Genomic DNA, 17,978 nt, shown 5'->3' with positions numbered 1-17,978 from the left:
GGTTCCGATTCCTGCTCCGCGACCGCGACGGCAAGTACACCGCCCCCTTCGATCACGTCTGCTCGGGCTACGAGTGCCTGGTATCGAGATCCTCGGCTCCGGTTGCATATCCGAGACTTACCCGGACTTCTTCACCGACTTGGACTCCCTCGCGGGCTGACCGAGCGACCGCCCAACGACGCACTGATCTGCCGCCGTTCGCACGCGCTGGCGAATCGGCGCGCCGGTCACGCTGCGTCGAGTCAGCCTCGGTGTGGTTTCCCGGCGGCATGCCGTTGTGCGGTCGTACCGGCGAGCGTTCGCCAGGCGAGAGCCGGGCCGGGACACTCGGTGACGGCACCGGGTGTCCCCCATTCCGTACGGCGATCATGGTCGACCCGGGGACGGGGCGGAAGGTCGTGAGCCGCCCGCTCTGCCGGGCCGGAGCCTCCCCCGGCTCTCTGAGCTACCGCCGGTCCGCACAGCGTGCCGTGCCCTCCCCCTGAGGTTCCCGCGGTAACGCGGAGGGTTTGTTAGCAGGCTAGAGCCTGCTGATGGGTGGTGTTCATGGGCTTGGGCGTATAGATGTTCTTTGTGTGCCAGGCAATCTCGTACTCGTCGGCTGCGGCGAGCGTTTCGACCAGCCCACCACCGCCGGGGCCGAGGAACTGCGCCGGCTCCGAAAAGAGACCGCTGATCTGCGCAGGGCCAATGAGATCTTGAAGACGAAGGACAGCTTGCGAAGCTTGCGGGGGCGTTCGGTAAGAGGGTCATCGGCGGGCTGGCCCGCGCCCGGACCCTGGGTGTCAGGAGTTGAGCGGGGCTACCAGGTTGGATTCGTAGGCGAGGACTACGAGCTGGTCGCGGGCGTGGAGCTTGGTCATGGCGCGGTTGATGCGGGCTTTCGTAGTCATCGGGCTGATCACCATGCGGTCGGCGAGCTGGTCGTTGGACAGGCCCTGCGCGACCAGGGCGACGGCCTCGCGTTCGCGGTTGGTCAGTTCTTTCAGCACCATGTCGGTGTCCGGATGGAGCGGCTGGGTGACGTACCGGTTGATCAGCTTGCGGGTGATCGACGGTGCGAGCAGGGCGTGGCCGCGCGCGGCGACGCGTACGGCGTGAAGGAAGTCTTCCGGCTAGATGTCCTTGACGAGGAACCCGGCGGCGCCGGCGCACAGCGCGTTGAAGACGTATTCGTCCAAGCCGTAGTTGGCCAGAATGACGACGTGTACCCGGGCCAGGGTCGGGTCCGCGGCGATGCGCCGGGTCGCCTCGATGCCGTCGATGACGGGCATCCGGATGTCGATAAGCGCGACGTCGGGCAGGTGTTCCTTGGCCAGCGCCAGGCCCCCGCTGCCGTCGGCGGCCTCGGCCACCACCTCGATGTCGTCCTCGATGTCGAGGAGCGCGCGGAATCCGCTGCGGATGAGTGGCTGGTCGTCGACCAGCAGGACACGGATCATGACGTTTGATGCACGGAAAGTTCGGCTTGGACGGTGAAGCCGCCCCCGCTGCGTGGTTCCGCGCGGAGGTGCCTCCGAGGGCGGTGTTGTGCAGTTCCCGTGCGATGTGCAGCCGCTCCTCGTTGGCGCGGCGCCGCGCGGTCTCCTCGCAGGTGCGCTCGACCTCATCCGCCCGGGGTTCGGCCTGTCGCAGGGCTTCACCCGCCGCACCGGTGGCGATCAGCCAGGCCAGCTCGAGGACACCCCGGGCCTGCGCGAACGCCTCGCCCGTGTCGTGCAGACCCGAGGCCATGGTGCGAGGGGAGAGCGGCCAGCATGAGCGCGCTCGCCGCCACCGTGATGGTGCGGTATCCCGCCCGCACGGCGGTACAGCCCAACAGGTCCGCGACGGCAGGCACGTCGAAACCGGCCGCCTGGTGACCCACCGCGCACAGCCCGGTGACGGCCGGCACGGGAACCGGCGCGCGGCGGCGCGCGGCCAGCGCCAGGCCGCCGGCCGTCAGCAGTACGTAGCCGAGCAGGTCGAGAGTGGTGGCGGAGTGCTGCCCGGATAGCCCGGTGACCAGCAGGAGCGCCGCAACGCCAGCGGCGGTCGCCCAGTCTCCGACACCGATCCGTCCCGATGCGCGCACCCTAATTGGATTCCGCCCGGGCGACTCGTGCGCGCGGAGGATCAGCGCCTACCGCACCCACGGTACCTTCCCGGCTTCTGCGGCAGACGCGGCAGCAGGATGCGCCGCTTAGGGCAGCGGGAAGTGCCCGCGTCAGCAGGACGACAGCTGGCGGGTCCGGCGGACAGGATCAGACGACAACCAATCCTGCGAGGAGAAGGAGCACCTCATGTCCGTCCGTCACCTGCTCGCCACCGCCACAGCCGCCCTGCTCGGAGTCTTCGTGCTCGCCACACCAGCGGCCGCGCACGTCGTGGCCGAGCCCGACGCCACTGTTTACGGCTGGACCGCCGACCGAATCTGGGGCAGCGGGGCCGCGCTACTGGCGCTGGCTGGCCTGGTCATCGGCGGGCTGGCTCTGGCCCGACCCACCGGTCGGATCGGCAACAGGGGAAGGGGGGCCATCGTGGCCCTGGCTGCGGGGCTGATCGGCTTGGTCAACGGCGGGCTGGTGGTGGTCACCGCCGACGGTGGTCTCGGCACCGGCAACGGGATCGCCGGTGGCTACCTGGCCCTAGTGCTGGGGCTGATCGCCGCGGCCCTCAGCTGGCTGGCTCTGGCCCGCTCCCGCCGCTCCCGCCGCACCGGCTGACCGGCTGACCGGTTGACCGGCTGACCGGCTGACCGGCTGACCGGCTGACCGGCTGACCGCAGCGAATACGAGCGCGCGTTCGGGTCCGCTTGAAGACCGCCCCAGCAAGTTCCAGCGCGCCGTACGCGCCCGCCCCAGCCCCATGCTCGGGTGGCTGCCGCACTGCGTTCGGCTCGACAGACTCTTCGCGGTGCTGGGGAGGCGGGAGTTGGTGGCGTAGCTGTGGACATGGTGGGTGATGGTGGCCAGCGCGGCTCGTAGCTCAGGCCGCCAGCAACGCGATCAGAGCGTCGCGGACGGCCTCAAGCAGGCTCGAACGTCGGCAAAGCTGTCCCAGGTGTACTCGAAGTCGGCCATCGTCACCCGGGGTCGCGCTGAACACGCCGAGCACCTTGGAGCCGTGCCCGCCGGTTGCCACCATGCCACCGGTGGTCGCCGCGCCCAGCAGCGCCATCACCTGGGCACCGGCGACCACTGCGGGGACTAGCTCGCGGCCGTCGGCGCCGTCACGCTCGGCGAGCGCCAACGCGGCAGGCACCACGGCCGAGGAGGTGTGCCAGGCGACGGCGTGCGCGTCGTCGTATTCACAGCTGTGGCCGAGGGTGCCGTTGACGTACGCGGCCTGCGCCGCGCTGGTCTTCCGGTCGCCACCGGTCACGGTGCTCTCCGGTGCGCCCGCCACGGACGCGGCGAGCTGGCGCACCGGCTGCACGTTGGGCAGGATCGTGCCGAGTACCTGCACCCCGAGTTGGTCGAGGATCAGCTGCTCGGTCCGCTCGACAACCTCGGTGGGCAGATCCTCGAAGCGCAGGCCGTTCGCCCAGCTCGCTAGCCGCCCCGCAACCCAGGGAAGGGGTCTGCTGCACCGATAGGTGGCATCCGAGATAGCTTGCCCTGGTGGCGGGCTGGAAGGATGTTGTGTGCCCAAGCCCTACCCTCGTGAGTTCCGCGATGATGTCGTACGGGTGGCCCGTGACCGTGATCCGGGCGTGACGGTCGAGCAGATCGCGAAGGACTTCGGGGGCCATCCGATGACGTTGTTCAAGTGGCTGCGCCAGGCTGACGTTGACGCTGGAGTCAAACCGTCTGTCAGCGGCAGTGAGTCAGCCGAGCTACGCGAGGCCCGCAAGCGGATCAAGCTGCTGGAGCAGGAGAACGAGGTCCTGCGTCGGGCCACGGCGTACCTGTCACAGGCGAACCTGCCGGGAAAAGGCTCTACCCGCTCGTGAGCGAGCTGGCCGCCGACGGAATCCCCGTGGCGGTGACGTGCCGGGTATTGAAGGTCGCTCGTCAGCCCTACTACAGGTGGCTCGCCCGGCCCATCGGTAACGGCGAACTCGTTGCCGCTTACCGCGCGAACGCCCTGGTGGACGCTCACCGCGATGACCCGGAGTTCGGGTACCTGTTCCTGGTCGATGAGGCCCGCACCGCCGGACAGGCGATGGCTGAGCGCACCGCGTGGAAGATCTGCTCGGACAACGGCTGGTGGAGCGCCTTCGGCAAGCGCAAGAGACGCGGCAAGGGTGGCAAGGTCGGTCCGCCGGTTCATGACGACCTCGTGAAACGAGACTTCAGCGCCGAGGGCCCGAACCGGTTGTGGCTGGCCGACATCACCGAACACCGCACCGGCGAGGGCAAGCTCTACCTGTGCGCGATCAAGGACGTGTGATCGAACCGGATCGTCGCTTACTCCATCGACTCGCGGATGAAGTCCCGGCTGGCCGTCAACGCGTTGCGCAACGCCGTAGCCCGACGCGGCCCATTGGCCGGCTGCGTGCTCCACACCGACCGCGGGTCGCAGGGCGAATTCAACTGGTCGTCGCAACGCCTCGTGATCGCGGAGGTGTTCGATGGCACGACGTCAGCAGCAGGCGGATCGGGCGTTGCGGCCCGCGATGCGTTCGCCGGGGAGGCCGATGCCGGCACGGCATGTGGAGCGCGCGTTCTGGCGGCTGATCGCGCAGGGCAAGCGCACTGAAGAGGCGGCGCTCGATCCCGGTGTGTCGACGCCCGTTGCGGTGCGCTGGTTTTGTCACGCTGGCGGCATGCCGCCGTTGAGCCTGGCCGAGCCCTCCGGCCGTTACCTGTCGTTCTCCGAGCGCGAGGAGATTGCTCTGCTCAAGGCGCAGGGGCAAGGTGTCCGCGCGATCGCCCGGGAGCTCAAGCGAGACCCGGGCACGATCTCGCGCGAGCTGCGGCGCAACGCCGCAACCCGCAGCGGCAAGCGCGAGTACCGGGCCACCGTGGCGCAGTGGAAGGCGCAGGTCGCCGCGCGGCGACCCAAGCCGGCGAACTGGCGAGCAACCCGCGGCTGGAGGAGTACGTGCAGACACGGCTGAGCGGGCAGCTGCGCCGTCCCGACGGGACAGTTGCCGCCGGCCCCCCGACGACCTGGAAAGGGCTGAACAAGCCGCACCGCGCAGACCGCCGCTGGGCGACGGCCTGGAGCCCGGAGCAGATTAGTCGACGGCTGGTCGTTGACTTCCCTGACGATGAGGAGATGCGCATCAGCCACGAGGCGATCTACCGGGCGCTCTACATCCAAGGACGCGGCGCGCTCAAGCGTGAGCTGGTGGCCTGCCTGCGGACCGGCCGGGCGCTGCGCAAGCCCCGCGAACGCTCGCGAAACAGGCCGCAAGGGCACGTCACCGCCGATGTCGTCCTGAGCAAACGACCCGCCGAGGTCGAAGACCGAGCGGTCCCCGGTCACTGGGAAGGCGACCTCATAATCGGGCTGAGCCGCTCCGCCGTCGGCACCGTCGTCGAGCGCACCAGCCGATACACGCTCCTGGTCCATCTCGCCCGCCTCGAAGGCTACGGAACGGTCCCGCCGGTCAAGAACGGGCCCGCCCTCGGCGGCTACGGCGCCATCGCGATGAAGGACGCACTCCAGTCGACGATGACCGCCATGCCCGAGGAACTGCTGCGATCCCTGACCTGGGACCGCGGCAAGGAACTCTCCGCACATGCCCAATTCAAGATTGACACCGGCATTGCGGTCTACTTCGCCGACCCACACTCGCCCTGGCAACGCGGCACGAACGAGAACACCAACGGTCTGCTGCGCCAGTACTTCCCCAAGGGCACCGATCTGTCCCGCTGGGACCTCGACGACCTCCTCGCCGTCCAGACAGCGATCAACAACAGACCCCGCAAAGTCCTCGACTGGAAAACGCCCGCCGAGGCAATCGACGAGCAGTTACGGTTGCTCCAACCAGCAGGCGTTGCAACGACCGGTTGACCCCAGGCAGTTCCGCAGCCGCAAGCTCATCCATGCCCTGCACCAGCATCACATGATCGGGTCGATGGGCAGAGTCGGCGCCGCCGGCGACAACGCCGCCATGGAATCGTTCTTCGGCCTACTACAGAACAACGTCCTCGACCGGCGGACCTGGACCACCCGCCAGCAACTGAGGACCGCGATCGTGACCTGGATCGAACGGACCTACCACCGCCGCCGACGACAACACTCTCTGTCCCGGTTGACCCCTATCGAGTACGAAGCCATCACGACCCCACCGGCCAGTCAGGCCGCGTGACCGAAACTGTCACCTATCGGTGCAGCAGACCCCGCTGGTACCGCGCCATGCCTCTGGACATCTCGATCGGAGGCAGGGCCGGCGCGATCACCGTCCCGACGACGTATGTCTGGAGCACGGACGATGCCGCCATCGGTCACCGTGCCGCGCAGCTGACCAGCCGGTGGGTGACGGACCCGTTCGACTTCAAGGTGCTCGAAGGCGTTTCACACTGGATCCCCGAACAGGTGCCGGACAAACTGGCCGCGTACATCCTGGAACGGATCAGGAGCGTGTCGCCGGCGACGTAACCGGCGCGTCGCCGAGGTCGACAAGCTCAGTATGGGCACGCCGCGCGATCCTCCACGCCATTCGCCGGTGCGCATCAAGTAGATGGTCGGTGCGCGGCCTTACCATCGGAGGATCCTGACCTGAAGGAGATCCGGCGATGTCGAGCCGCGTCAATCGAGAGACCGTCGACCTGTCGTCCTATCCCGACCTGGTGGTGGTCTATCTGGGTATGCGCGTCAACCGGCTCTACGGCCTGCGCACCCTGATGGCCCGCGGCCCGCGAATCGGCCGGTCGGACGACAAGCCGGAGGGGCTGCTCGCGCACGAGCCGCTCCTCTGGTCGTTGTTCCCCATGCACCTCGGCATCCGCCAGTACTGGCGGGACCTGCCCGCGCTGCTGACCTGGGCCCGCTCCGAGCCGCACCGCCTGTGGTGGCGCGACTTCCTTCGCGACAGCGGCGGCACCGGCTTCTGGCACGAGACCTACCTGCTGCGCGGCGGCATGGAGGCGGTCTACGACGACATCCCGCAGCGCCGCGGCTTCGCATCCTTCGCCCCGGTGCACCCGGCCCGCGGCGCGATGTTCGGCTCGGCCGCGCGGGTCGGCCGCCCGGAGGACGACCTCGCCCCGGTCGTCACCGAGGACGACCTCTACACCCCCGGGACCGGGCACTAGGGTCCTGAGTCCGTAGTTTCCTGTTAGTTCTGGTATGGGTGATGGTCGTGGGCCGAAGTTGGCTCTGCTGGAGTTGACGGGTGTGGAGCGGGACGCGTTGGAGACGTTGACGCGTAGGCGGTCAACGGCGCAGGCGTTGGCGACGCGGGCGCGGATCATCCTGGCTTGTGCCCAGGGTCTGTCGAACAGTGAGGTGTCACGACTGCTTGGTGTTTCGTTGCCGACGGTGGGCACGTGGCGGGCACGGTTCGTCGTTCATCGGGTTGATGGGTTGTATGACGAGCCTCGGCCTGGTCGGCCACGGCGGGTCGGTGACGCCGAGGTGGAACGGGTGATCGTGGAGATGTTGGAGTCGACGCCGCGTAACGCCACGCACTGGTCGAGCACCAGATCACGGTCCTCGAACGACAACTGCACGGCGACCGGGTCCAATTCACCTCGGCGGACCGGGCATGGTTGGCCGCCCTGCTGCACCCGTTGCCGCGAACCGCACTGAACCACCTGCGGCTACTGGTCCGCCCCGAGACGGTGCTGCACTGGCACCGGGACCTGATCGCCCGCCGACACGCCAGACGTTCCCGCCCCCACCAAGTCGGGCGATCACGAACAGTCCGGTCCATCCGTCGGCTCGTCCTGCGCCTGGCCTCGGAAAACACCACCTGGGGATACCGCCGCATCCACGGCGAACCGCTCGTCCTGGGCGTCAAGGTCGCCGCCTCCACCGTCTGGGAGATCCTGAAGGATGCCGGAATCGATCCGGCACCTCAGCGCACCAGCAGCACGTGGGCGGTGTTCCTACGATCCCAGGCGCAGACCGTCATCGCCGCCGACTTCTTCGAAACGAGCACCCTGACCGGCGCCCGCCTCTACGTCCCGGCGGTCATCGAACACGCCACCCGCCGCATCCGGATCCTCAGCGCCACCACACATCCCACCGCAGCCTGGGTGACCCAGATCGCCCGAAATCTGGTCATGGACCTCGAAGACGCGGGACGCCCGGTGAAATACCTGATCCGCGACCGGGACAGCAAATACCCGGCCCTGATCGACCGGGTGCTCGCCGACGCCGACATCACCGTGGTGCACACAGGCGTCCGGATACCCCGGATGAACGCGATCATGGAACGCTGGGTACGGACCTGCCGACGTGAACTCCTCGACCGGACACTGATCCTCAACCAGCGACATCTACTACACGCGCTCCGCGAGTACGAGGTCTTCTACAACGAACACAGGCCTCATCAGGGCGTCGCCAACGCCCGGCCACTCGCCCCGCTACCCGAACCGATCACCGCCCCGGACCGGATCGCCCGCCTGAACATCCACCGACGTGACCGCCTCGCCGGCATCATCCACGAGTACGAACATGCCGCCTGACCTGCCTGGATGACATTTCGGCAGATACAGGGCTGCCTGAATCAACTAGCCGGGTGGAGCGGCCCGCGCATCTGCGGTATCTGGTGATGCGGGGCGGGCCGACCCGGAATCCACGGGAGTGCGGGGCGAGTCGCGGCGGGAGTTGCGCGGCGGCCTGCCGCAGGTGTGCCCGGCGGGCCACCGGTTCGGTGGGGCTCGGCGACGGCTCCGCAGCATGATTGGGTCTGCTGCTGCGGCGGGCACCATAAGATCGTCTGCCGGCACTGCGGGGAATCGCTGACAAGCCCACCATGCAGTCTGCAACTGCTCGACCCTGCACCCGGACCCGACTGCGACTTCCGCTGAGCGACCTCATCCGTAGAACGACTTTGTGCAGGCGGCGGCGGTCCCGCTGGCGCGTCGGTGAGCGCCTGCGGGCCCGCCGGGTTGGTTCATTCAGGTCGTGATGTCGGTTCTGACGCCGCTGTCGAGCCATCGGATGCTGCGTCGGATGTCGGCGGCAGCGTGAGCGAACTCGCGTTCGATGGCGGGCCGGGGTTGCCGGAAGTGCCGCCATCCTTCGTAGTGGACGGGATGACGGTGTGGGGCCGGATGGCCTGGCAGAGTTCGACGGCCTTACGGCCGGTCATCGTGTTGCGGATGGGGCCGGTGATGGGGAATCGGACGCCGCCGAGGTGGAGCAGGGCGGTGCCGATGCGGAGTCGTTCTGCGACGTGGCGTGTGCCTTGGTGGAGGACGGTGTCGCCGGAGATCCAGAGTTGGCCGTGGTGTTGGCCGTCCCAGGGCAGTGCGAATCCGATGGTGTCCCCGACGATTGGTCTGCTCAGGGGCGGGCCGTGCCGGCAGGGGGTTGCGGTGATGATGATGGTGGGTCGTCCCTCGGCACTGAGGGTGGTGGTGGTCCATGGCGGCAGGCCGGTCGCGTTGCTGCCGAGCCGTCCGGCGCCGGTTTCGGTGGTGAGTACGGTGTCCGCGGCGGGCAGCAGTGCCCGGCCGAGGTCGTCGAGGTTGTCGCTGTGGTGGTCGTGGGTGAGCAGGATCGCGTGGATGCGGCCGAGCGCCTGCGGGGTCACCGCGGGCCCGGTCAGTTTCCGCGACGAGGTGCCCCAGCCGAAGCGGTACCGGCGGCCGGGCGGGTCGAAGGTCGGGTCGGTCAGCAGCCGCCAGCCGCCGATTTCGATGAGGACGGTTGGGCCGCCGATTTGGGTGATGGCGACCTGCGGTGCCGGGTTCATCGGGTCGTCATCGGGCGTGGCGCAGTGCCCAGTCGAGGATGGTGTCGGCGATCTTCTCCCAGCCCTTCTGCGCGGGCAGCAGGTGGGCGTATCCCTCGTACTCGATGTGTTCGGTGATGGTGTTGGATTTGTAGTGCTTGGCGTTGGAGCGCTGGATGGCCGGGGGCATGATGTGGTCCTCGCTGCCGGAGACGAAAAGCAGCGGTGCCCGGTTGTCGTTGTGGTAGTCGACCCAGGTGTCCTGGTGTCCGGGCTGGAAGTTGGCCAGCACGCTGCCCCAGAGGATGCCGCCGTTGGCCGGGATGTGGTAGCGCTCGTAGAGCGCCTTCGACTCCTCGTCGGTGAACGTGTTGGTGAAGGCGTACTTCCACTCCTCCAGCGACAGGCCGACGGCCTTGTGCCGGTTCACCGGTGACTTCAGCACCGGGAAGGTCGACTTCACCTGGGAGAGCGGCACGACCTTGACGCCCTCGGTGGGTGCGGAGTTCAGGGCGACGCCGACGGCGCCGTAGCCGTGGTCGAGCAGGATCTGGGTGAACGCGCCGCCGGCCGAGTGGCCGACGATGATCGGCGGCTTGGCCAGGGCTTTGATCTCGGCTTCGATCTTGTCGATGATCGCGGGTACGGTGACCGCGGTGATGATGTTCGGATTGGCGTTGAGCGCCTCGACCTCCACCTCGAACCCGGGATAGCCCGGCGCGAGCACTCGGAAGCCCTTGTTCTCGTAGTGGGTGATCCAGTGTTCCCAGCTGCGCGGGGTGACCCAGAATCCGTGGACGAGCACGATGGTGTCCGGTGCCATGTCAGCCTCCGTAGGTGTTGAGGAAGGCCAGCAGGTCATCGCCGAGTTGCTGCTTGTGGGTGTCGGTGATGCCGTGCGGCGCGCCGGGATAGACGATCAGCTCGGCCTCCTTGACCAGCGCCGCCGAGGCCTTGCCGCCGACCTCGAACGGCACCACCTGGTCGTCGTCGCCGTGGATGACGAGCGTCGGGATGTCGAAGCGGGCGAGGTCGTCGCGGAAGTCGGTGGCGGAGAACGCGGCGATGGACTCGTAGGCGTTGCGGTGCCCGGCGGCCATCGACTGCAGCCAGAACGCGTCCCGGATGCCCTGCGAGATCTCGCTGCCCGGCCGGTTGTTACCGAAGAACGGCCCGTCCGCGAGGTCCTTGTAGAGCTGGGACCGGTCGACGGCCGATCCGGCGCGGATGCCGTCGAAGACCGCCACCGGAACGCCACCCGGGTTGTCCTCCTGCAAGACCATCAGCGGAGGTACGGCCGAGACCAGCACCGCCTGAGCAATGCGCGCCGTGCCGTGCCGTCCGATGTAGCGGGTGATCTCGCCGCCGCCGGTGGAGAACCCGACGAGCGTCACCTCGCGCAGGTCCAGGTGCTCGATCAGCGCGGCGAGGTCGTCGGCGTAGGTGTCCATCTCGTTGCCGCCCCAGGTCTGGGTGGAGCGGCCGTGCCCGCGCCGGTCGTGGGCGACCGCCCTGTAGCCGTTGCCGGCGAGGAACAGCTGCTGGGCCTCCCAGCTGTCGGAGTTCAGCGGCCAGCCGTGCGCGAGCACGACCGGGCGCCCGGAACCCCAGTCCTTGTAGAAGATGTCGGTGCCGTCGGCGGTGGTGACGAAGGGCATCGTGGTGTCCTTTCCGGGATCGATGTCAACGACGGGTCGAGCGGTGCTCAGGGGGCGCTCGACCGGGCGGCGAGCGTGATGAGGTCGGCGGTGAGCTGCGGCTGCGACATCATCGCGACGTGTGAGGTGCGGGCCTCCACGACGCGGGCGCCAGCCCGCTGCGCCATGTACCGCTGGGCGGCCGCGGGGATGAGGTTGTCGTTGCGGGCGACGAGGTACCAGGACCGAATCTGCTTCCAGGCTGGCGCGCCGGACGCCTGCTCCAAGGTGTGCACGTCGCCGGGCCGCTGGGTGGCCGCCATGACGGCGGTCGTCGAGCGGGGCAGGTCACCGGCGAAGATATCGCGGAACACGTCGGCCTTGACGTAGCCGTCGGCGCTGGGCTTGCCGTCCGGCAGCAGATACGGCCGGAAGATCAGTCGTGCCTCGTTGAGCTTCGTGCCGGGGAACATCGTCTGCAGCCCCAGCACCGTGTCGCCGGCGTCCGGCGCAAACGCCGCGACGTAGACGAGCTCCTTGATGTTCGGGTTGCCTGTGGCGGCGTTGGTGATGATGACGCCGCCGTAGGAGTGGCCGACGAGGACGATCGGGCCGTTGATTGTCGCCAGGATGCTGGCCAGATACGCGGAATCGGGGGCGAGGCCGCGCAGCGGGTTGGCCGGTGCCAGAACGGGGTAGCCGTCGCGGATTAGCCGGCCGGCGACGTCGTTCCAGCCGGAGGCGTCGGCGAAGGCGCCGTGTACGAGCACGATGGTCGGCTTCGGGCCGGAGGCCGGGCGGGCGCTGGCGGCTTGCGGGGTTGCCGCGGTGACGACGCTGGCAGCGGCGAGTGCTGCGGAGCCGGTCAGGATTGTGCGGCGGGACAGTGAAGGCATGAGCGCTGGTTTCCTTCCAGGAAATGGTGCATCACTGGCGGTGGGCAGGTGGCATCGGCTCACGCGCTGGTGAGCGTCGAGGCTGTTGGTGCCGGCCGCGGCTTCGGTGGCGGCCGTGCCGGAACGTTACGGCGGCATGGCCGATGCGGTCCTGCGTCAAATGACTGCGGATGCGCAGCCGAGGGCGCGGCTGCCACGGTGCTCGGGGGGCGGCCCTGCGTGTTGCTCGGTCTGAGCCGGTCGAGTCAGCTGTGTGGTGCTGGGTTCAGGAGGGCGGCGAGCTGGCTGCGGGAGGTGATGTGCAGCTTCGGGAAGATCCGGTACAGGTGGGATCCGACCGTGCGCGGGGACATGAACAGCTGCTCGCCAATTTCGCGGTTGGACAGGCCGGCTGCGGCGAGGCCGGCGATCTGCAGTTCTTGGGGGGTGAGTGCCTGCCGGGGCGTGACTTCGCCGGGGGCGGCGTGTCCTCCGGCGGCGCGCAGCTGTTGCTGCGCTCGTGCGGCCCAGGGCGTGGCACCCATGCGGGACAGTTTGGCGAGGGCCATCTGCAGTTGCGGCACGGCGTCGCTGTCGCGGCGTTGGCGGCGCAGCCAGGTGCCGTATGCGAGCCGCAGTTGAGCCAGGACCCACGGCCAGTCCGTGGCCTCGCCGTGGAGGGCGTCTAGGTAGCGTTCCTCGGCCTGGTCGTCGTCGGAGAGGACGGCCTGGGCGTAGGCGTCGACGACCCGGAAGTCGGCCGGAGGGTTCGTGCCGAGCTGGTTGCGGATGCCGGCGATGAGCTGCCGGGCCAGCGGGCCACGGCCGGTGGGGACGGCGGCGTCGGCGAGGAACATCACGCCGGGGAACGCGCTGCGGGCGTCGTGGAGTGGATTGTGCGGGTCGAAGACCCGCTGCAGGGCGTCGAATCCGTCTTCGTATGCGCCGGCGGCGACCAGGGCGGTGCCGCGGACGATCTGGGTGCGGGGCAGGAAGCTGGTGGTCCCGTGGCGGACCGCGTCGGCCTCGATCTGGGTCAGTGTCTCGTCGAGGTTGTCGTGCTCGCCGGTCAGCGCGGCCAGGCGGGCCTCGTTGAGGCGCGCGGAGTTGTGCCAGGTCGGCTGGCCGGTTTCCTCGGCGAGCCGGCCACCCTCGGCCAGCGCGGTGCGGGCGCGGTCCCAGTGCCCGATGAACCAGTCGGTCTGAATGCTGGTGAGCAGCAGGTGGGGCAGCAGCCCGAGCCGGCCTTGGGCGCGCAGGAGGCGTTCGGCCTGGTCGGCGAAGGCCCGTCCGAGCAGCGCGTCACCGACGACGACGGCGCCCATGGCGTACATGCGCAACGCGTTGGCGTCGGTGATGTCTCGGTGGCGTGCCCGCTGGCATTCGGCGAGGATGCGGGCGGTGTAGCTGACCTGATCGATGCCGGACAGGGCGAAGACCAGGCGGTGTTCGGATCCGGCGACGGGCAGCGCCTGCGCGGTGGTGGCCAGCAGCCGCCGGGTCGGCTCGTCCGGCCGCGTCCAGTAGCAGCGGGACGCGAGCGACATGAGCACGTTCCAGGCCAGTTCGTGGTCGCCTTCCCGCCACGCGACCTCGACGTCGCGGTGCAGCTCCAGGATGCGGCCGACGTCGTCGGTGCCGCTGCCGGTGAAAATCTCGGCCAGCCACGAGGCACGGATGCGGTCGAGCGTGGTGAGGGGTTCGGCGGACGCCGCAGCGAGCAGCCGGTCGACAGCTCTGCGGTCACCGTGCTCGTATGCCCAGGTAGCGGCGATCAACGACCGGTGCCCGCGGACTGCGGGCTGCGCGGTGAGGCGGGCGGCCTGATCCATCAGCCAGATCGCGGTGCTCGTCTCGGCCCGCCGGTGGCCGGCCTCGGCGGCTGCGGCCAGTTCGTCGGCGAGACCGTCGTCGCTGGCGGGCGCCGCGAGCGCCCGGTGGGCCAGGGCCCGGCGCGGGTTCGCGGGCGCCAGGGCGGCCGCCAGGGCACGGTGCCCGGCCTGCACACGTTCGGTGTTCTCCGATGCGATGACGGCGGCCCGGACCAGAGGATGACGGAACGCGACCTCTGCCGGGGTCACTGTGATCATGCCTGCGGCGGCGCCCGGGCCCAGCGCGTCGGTGGTCACCGGCAGCCTGCTGAGCAGGCGCGCGGCCGTCAGAACCTGCGGCACCGATGCATGCTCATCCAGGGCGGCCAGCAGCAGGATGTCCCGGCTGGCGGTGGGCAGCCGCTGGTAGCTGCCGGCGAAGCTCGACCGGATGTGGTCGCCGACGGGCAGGGCCGCGGTGGCCGGCGAGGCCGCCGGCATCGCGTGGGCCCAGGTGCGGGGTAGCTGTGTCAACGCGAGCGGGTTACCGCGCGCCGCCTGCAGGATCCGGTTGCGGGTGGAGGGATCCAGGTGTGATGCGACGGTGTCGAGCAGCGCGTTGGCCGCCTCGTCGGGCAGCGGCGGCACCGTGAGGATGGTGGTGGCGTCCACCACGTCGTCGGGGTCGTGGACCGGCCTGGTGGCCAGGATCAGCAGCACGGGGTCGGCGGCGAGCCGCCGCCCGAGGAACGCGACCACGGCCCGGGACTGTGCGTCCAGCCAGTGCGCGTCATCAATGATGAGGGTGATTGGCCGGTCCTCGGGTGCGTCGGTGATGACGGCCAGTGCCGCCATCCCGACGAGGAAAGGCTCGGGCACACCGGTGGGGTCGTCTCCGCTGATGGCCGCCACCAGCGCCGCACGGTGGGCGGGCGGCAGGTCGGCTGACTCCACCAGCGGTGCGGGCAGCAGCCGGCGCAGGCTGACGAAGGGCACGACGTCTCCCTCGGTGCCGGCCGCAGTCAGCACCAGATGCCCTCGGCGCCGGGCGAAGTCGACGGCCTTCTCCAGCAGGGCCGACTTGCCGACTCCGGCCTCGCCGCGCAGCAGCAGCGAACCACCGCCGTGGTGCACGTCGGCCAGCAGCCTGTCCACGATGCCGAGTTCACGGTCACGGCCGAACAGTTTGGAGCCGCCTGCCGGCTCGGTCGCTGCGGTCATGTCAGCTCCTGCAACCGGGCGGGCAGTTGATGGCGTGAGCTAACGGCCAGCTTCGGGAACGCCCGGGCCAGGTGTGACCCGACGGTCCGCGGCGACAGCTCGAGGCGCGCGCCGATCTCACGGTTGGACAGGCCGGTGGCGGCAAGCTGGACCACCGTGAGTTCTTGCGGCGATAGCAGCCCGCTCAGCGGCCGATCGTCCGGCGCGGCCGTACCGGCGGCGCGAAGTTCCCGGGCGGTGCGTTCGGACCAGGCTCCGGCACCCAACGCCTTGAAGACCGCCCCGGCGTGGTGCAACTGTCCCCGCGCCTCGGTCACTCGCTGCTGACGCCGCAGCCATGATCCGTAATGCAGGCGGGCCCGCGCCTGAAGCCACGGCAGCTGCTCGGCCCGATCGAGCAGGTCGATCCAGGCCGTCTCGACGTCCGGCGGAGGTTGCAGCAGGATCGTCAGGTACCTCAGGTGAGCGTCGCCGTCGTGTGACGGGTTGCCGCGCAGCGTCTCCTGCGCCGCCGCCAGCACGGCCGCCCCTTCCGGCCGTGGAGCGCCCTGGCCGGCCGCCTCGGCATACAGCGTCGCCACGACCGTGAAATCGACCGTGTACGCGCGCACGCCAGGGCTGCGCAGCATCGGCTCCATCTCGACACACGCCTCGGCGAGACGTCCCTCCCCCATGAACGCCGTGCCGCGGGCGGCCGCCACCCGTAACCGCACCGGCCGGACCGGTCGGTCACCGAGCACCCGTTCAGCCGATTCGGCGCAGCTGCGAGCGGCGCCGAACTGGCCACGGGCGGCGTGCAGCAGCGCCGTTGTGGCGTGCAGGTAGGCCCGCCACACCGGCTGGCCCGTGCGTTCTGCCGCCGCGCCGGCGAACCGCAGTTGCTCCTGCGCGGCGTCCCACCGGCCGAGGAGCAACTGGACGTCGGCCAAGGCCGCCGCCGCTGGGACGACAAGCCCGAAACGACGCTGCCCGATCAGCGACAGCACCACGCCGCCCAGCACTTCAGCGGCGGAGGCGAGGCGCCCCAGCCGCCGCATCGCCAACCCCGCCCACCATCGGCCGCGATCATCAGCGAGACCGCGCGCAACCGCCTCGGCCCGGGTGCCGTTGACGCGTGCGGGATCGGCGGTCGCGCACACCAGCAGCCAGCGGGGATCACTCTGGTGATCGTCGAGCTCGTCCAGGGACGCCAGCAACCGCAGGCGCGTTATCTCGTCGGTGTCAGACCACGTGATCGTCGCGGCCAATCCTGCCAGCAGGTCCAGCGCCAGGGCCGGGTTGCCGGCAGCCCGGCAGGTGTCGGCGACGGCGCAGACGGACTCCGCGGACGACACCGTTGCCCACGCCGGGTCGTCGATGCTCCGCAGCAGAATGTCCCGGCGGACCGCGTCGACCGGGTTGATTCGCTCCGGTAGCTGGTCGAGCAGGGGCGCGACCAGCGCGAACCGGCCGACGTCCGCGGCGATCGTCGCCCCGTCGACGAGCCCACGACCAGCCCGCTCGCCACGCTGCCCGGCCCGCAGCGGCGCTAGGGCACGCTCCAGCGCCCGGGCGTGATCGGCCGGACTGGTCAGCGCCGTCGACAGGTCGCCGTGGTATCCGGAGCCCAGGGGATCCTCCATGCGCGGGATCTGATCGGCGGCCGCGGTGTGCATCAGCGCGGCAGCCAGTAGCGGATCGGCCAGTCGGACTCCGTCCGGACCATCCGTCAACCAGCCCGCCGTCGTGAGCGAGCCGATCAGTGCAGCGGCTGGCGACCCGATCAGTTCCCACGCTGCGGCGTCCAGACGTGCGGGCCGCCACGGTTGACCGCCTGCGACCAGCAGCAGGATCCTGCCCGCACCGGCGGGCAGCGACCTGGTCTCCTCCAGCAGCGACTGCGCCAGCCGCGTGGTCATCGGTGCGTGCGGCACCAGCAGATCGGCGCCGGGCGCAGCACGGCCCTCCCAGGCGGTCGGCAGCTCGATCAACGCGAGCGGCCGGCCGTCCGCCTCGTCGAGGATGCGGTCGGCCAGCCACCGGTCCAACGCGGGCGCCCGCGACTGCAGCAGGCGCCGCGCCGCGGGCGCCGGCAGTCCGGGCAGCGTCCACACCGGTACCCCCGGCCACGCGGTTGCTCCCGCGTCGTGGCCGCCCAGCAGCATCGCCGGCCCGGCCACCCGTGCACGTTCGAGCGCCCCGGCCATCGTCTCTGCCGTCGGCGAATCCAGCCGGTGCGCATTGTCCACCACGATCAGCGCGGGCCCGTCGGCCGCGATCGCCTCGAACAACGACCCGGTGGCTGCCACCACGTCCGGCTGCACAGCGCGGCCGCCGACCGCGGCGGACAACAGCTCGATCGCCGGACGGGCGGCGGTCAGACGCCGGCACGCGTGCAGCATTTGGTGCAGACCCGCGAACGGCACATCCCGCTCGGCGGGTGACGCACTGATCATGATCAGCCGGTGACCGCGGCGGCGGGTCCGGGCCGCCGCGCTCGACAGCACCGTCGACACTCCGATGCCAGGCATTCCCCGCAGGTACAGGCCAGCCGATGATGGGTTACGCAGGTAGGACACCACCCCGCGCAGGACCGCGGCTCGCGTGGCAACCGGCGGATCGTGATCCGCCCGTCGTGCCGCTGCCATCTCTTCCTATCTCGTCGCGTGTCGCA

At 69.8% G+C, this 17,978-nt stretch carries 13 protein-coding genes and 4 pseudogenes; 9 read left to right on the top strand and 8 right to left on the bottom strand.

The window, feature by feature from the left end; all coding sequences use genetic code 11:
• Positions 1–785: 785 nt before the first annotated feature.
• Positions 786–1,442: pseudogene (locus tag ACFP2T_RS36350) on the bottom strand (response regulator).
• Between the two features lie 840 nt (positions 1,443–2,282).
• Between ACFP2T_RS36350 and ACFP2T_RS36345 the strand changes: the two are divergent.
• A complete protein-coding gene (locus ACFP2T_RS36345) occupies positions 2,283–2,705 on the top strand; it encodes a DUF6223 family protein (protein WP_377430052.1) in 423 nt (140 codons plus the stop codon).
• Between the two features lie 262 nt (positions 2,706–2,967).
• On the opposite strand, the gene ACFP2T_RS36340 is transcribed toward ACFP2T_RS36345, so the two are convergent.
• Positions 2,968–3,633, bottom strand: a complete 666-nt coding sequence (locus ACFP2T_RS36340) for an MmgE/PrpD family protein (protein ID WP_377430049.1) — start codon at positions 3,631–3,633, stop codon at positions 2,968–2,970.
• Here ACFP2T_RS36340 and ACFP2T_RS36335 point away from each other — a divergent pair.
• The 8 genes and pseudogenes from ACFP2T_RS36335 to ACFP2T_RS36300 all read left to right on the top strand — a co-directional run bounded on the left by ACFP2T_RS36335 (position 3,626) and on the right by ACFP2T_RS36300 (position 8,567).
• A complete protein-coding gene (locus ACFP2T_RS36335) occupies positions 3,626–3,934 on the top strand; it encodes a transposase (protein ID WP_377430047.1) in 309 nt (102 codons plus the stop codon). The genes ACFP2T_RS36340 and ACFP2T_RS36335 overlap by 8 nt on opposite strands.
• The gene (locus ACFP2T_RS36330) at positions 3,931–4,374 is read left to right on the top strand and encodes a hypothetical protein (RefSeq protein ID WP_377430045.1); all 444 of its coding nucleotides are present in this window, start codon (positions 3,931–3,933) and stop codon (positions 4,372–4,374) included. Before ACFP2T_RS36335 ends, ACFP2T_RS36330 begins: the two co-directional genes overlap by 4 nt.
• A 181-nt stretch (positions 4,375–4,555) precedes the next feature.
• Positions 4,556–5,946 (top strand): annotated as a pseudogene (locus tag ACFP2T_RS36325) (IS30 family transposase).
• Between the two features lie 7 nt (positions 5,947–5,953).
• Positions 5,954–6,244: pseudogene (locus ACFP2T_RS36320) on the top strand (integrase core domain-containing protein); the annotation flags it as partial.
• A 47-nt stretch (positions 6,245–6,291) separates the two neighbouring features.
• Entirely contained in the window at positions 6,292–6,534 is a 243-nt protein-coding gene (locus ACFP2T_RS36315) for an alpha/beta fold hydrolase (RefSeq protein ID WP_377430042.1), read from the top strand.
• A 137-nt stretch (positions 6,535–6,671) separates the two neighbouring features.
• The gene (locus ACFP2T_RS36310; RefSeq protein WP_377430039.1) at positions 6,672–7,190 is read left to right on the top strand and encodes a monooxygenase family protein; all 519 of its coding nucleotides are present in this window, start codon (positions 6,672–6,674) and stop codon (positions 7,188–7,190) included.
• Between the two features lie 34 nt (positions 7,191–7,224).
• On the top strand, positions 7,225–7,686 hold the full coding sequence (locus ACFP2T_RS36305; RefSeq protein WP_377430036.1) for a helix-turn-helix domain-containing protein: 462 nt from the start codon (positions 7,225–7,227) through the stop codon (positions 7,684–7,686).
• Positions 7,647–8,567, top strand: coding sequence for an integrase core domain-containing protein (locus ACFP2T_RS36300; RefSeq protein ID WP_377430034.1), 921 nt, complete (start codon positions 7,647–7,649; stop codon positions 8,565–8,567). Before ACFP2T_RS36305 ends, ACFP2T_RS36300 begins: the two co-directional genes overlap by 40 nt.
• Before the next feature lie 431 nt (positions 8,568–8,998).
• Here the strand turns inward: ACFP2T_RS36300 and ACFP2T_RS36295 are convergent, their stop codons facing one another.
• The 6 genes and pseudogenes from ACFP2T_RS36295 to ACFP2T_RS36270 form a co-directional block, all read right to left on the bottom strand.
• A complete protein-coding gene (locus ACFP2T_RS36295; protein WP_377430032.1) occupies positions 8,999–9,802 on the bottom strand; it encodes an MBL fold metallo-hydrolase in 804 nt (267 codons plus the stop codon).
• 7 nt (positions 9,803–9,809) lie between these two features.
• The gene (locus ACFP2T_RS36290) at positions 9,810–10,604 is read right to left on the bottom strand and encodes an alpha/beta hydrolase (protein ID WP_377430029.1); all 795 of its coding nucleotides are present in this window, start codon (positions 10,602–10,604) and stop codon (positions 9,810–9,812) included.
• A 1-nt stretch (position 10,605) separates the two neighbouring features.
• Positions 10,606–11,661, bottom strand: coding sequence for an alpha/beta fold hydrolase (locus tag ACFP2T_RS36285; protein WP_377430064.1), 1,056 nt, complete (start codon positions 11,659–11,661; stop codon positions 10,606–10,608).
• Positions 11,583–12,314 (bottom strand): annotated as a pseudogene (locus ACFP2T_RS36280) (alpha/beta hydrolase); the annotation flags it as partial. The pseudogene ACFP2T_RS36280 and the gene ACFP2T_RS36285, both read right to left, overlap by 79 nt.
• 245 nt (positions 12,315–12,559) lie before the next feature.
• A complete protein-coding gene (locus ACFP2T_RS36275) occupies positions 12,560–15,325 on the bottom strand; it encodes an AAA family ATPase (protein WP_377430026.1) in 2,766 nt (921 codons plus the stop codon).
• Entirely contained in the window at positions 15,322–17,952 is a 2,631-nt protein-coding gene (locus ACFP2T_RS36270) for a LuxR C-terminal-related transcriptional regulator (RefSeq protein ID WP_465264286.1), read from the bottom strand. The genes ACFP2T_RS36275 and ACFP2T_RS36270 overlap by 4 nt, the downstream gene beginning before the upstream one ends.
• Positions 17,953–17,978 lie beyond the last annotated feature (26 nt).

This window comes from Plantactinospora solaniradicis, from assembly GCF_042658085.1.
GTDB classification, from domain to species: domain Bacteria; phylum Actinomycetota; class Actinomycetes; order Mycobacteriales; family Micromonosporaceae; genus Plantactinospora; species Plantactinospora solaniradicis.
This window is presented reverse-complemented; position numbering and strand designations above follow the sequence as displayed.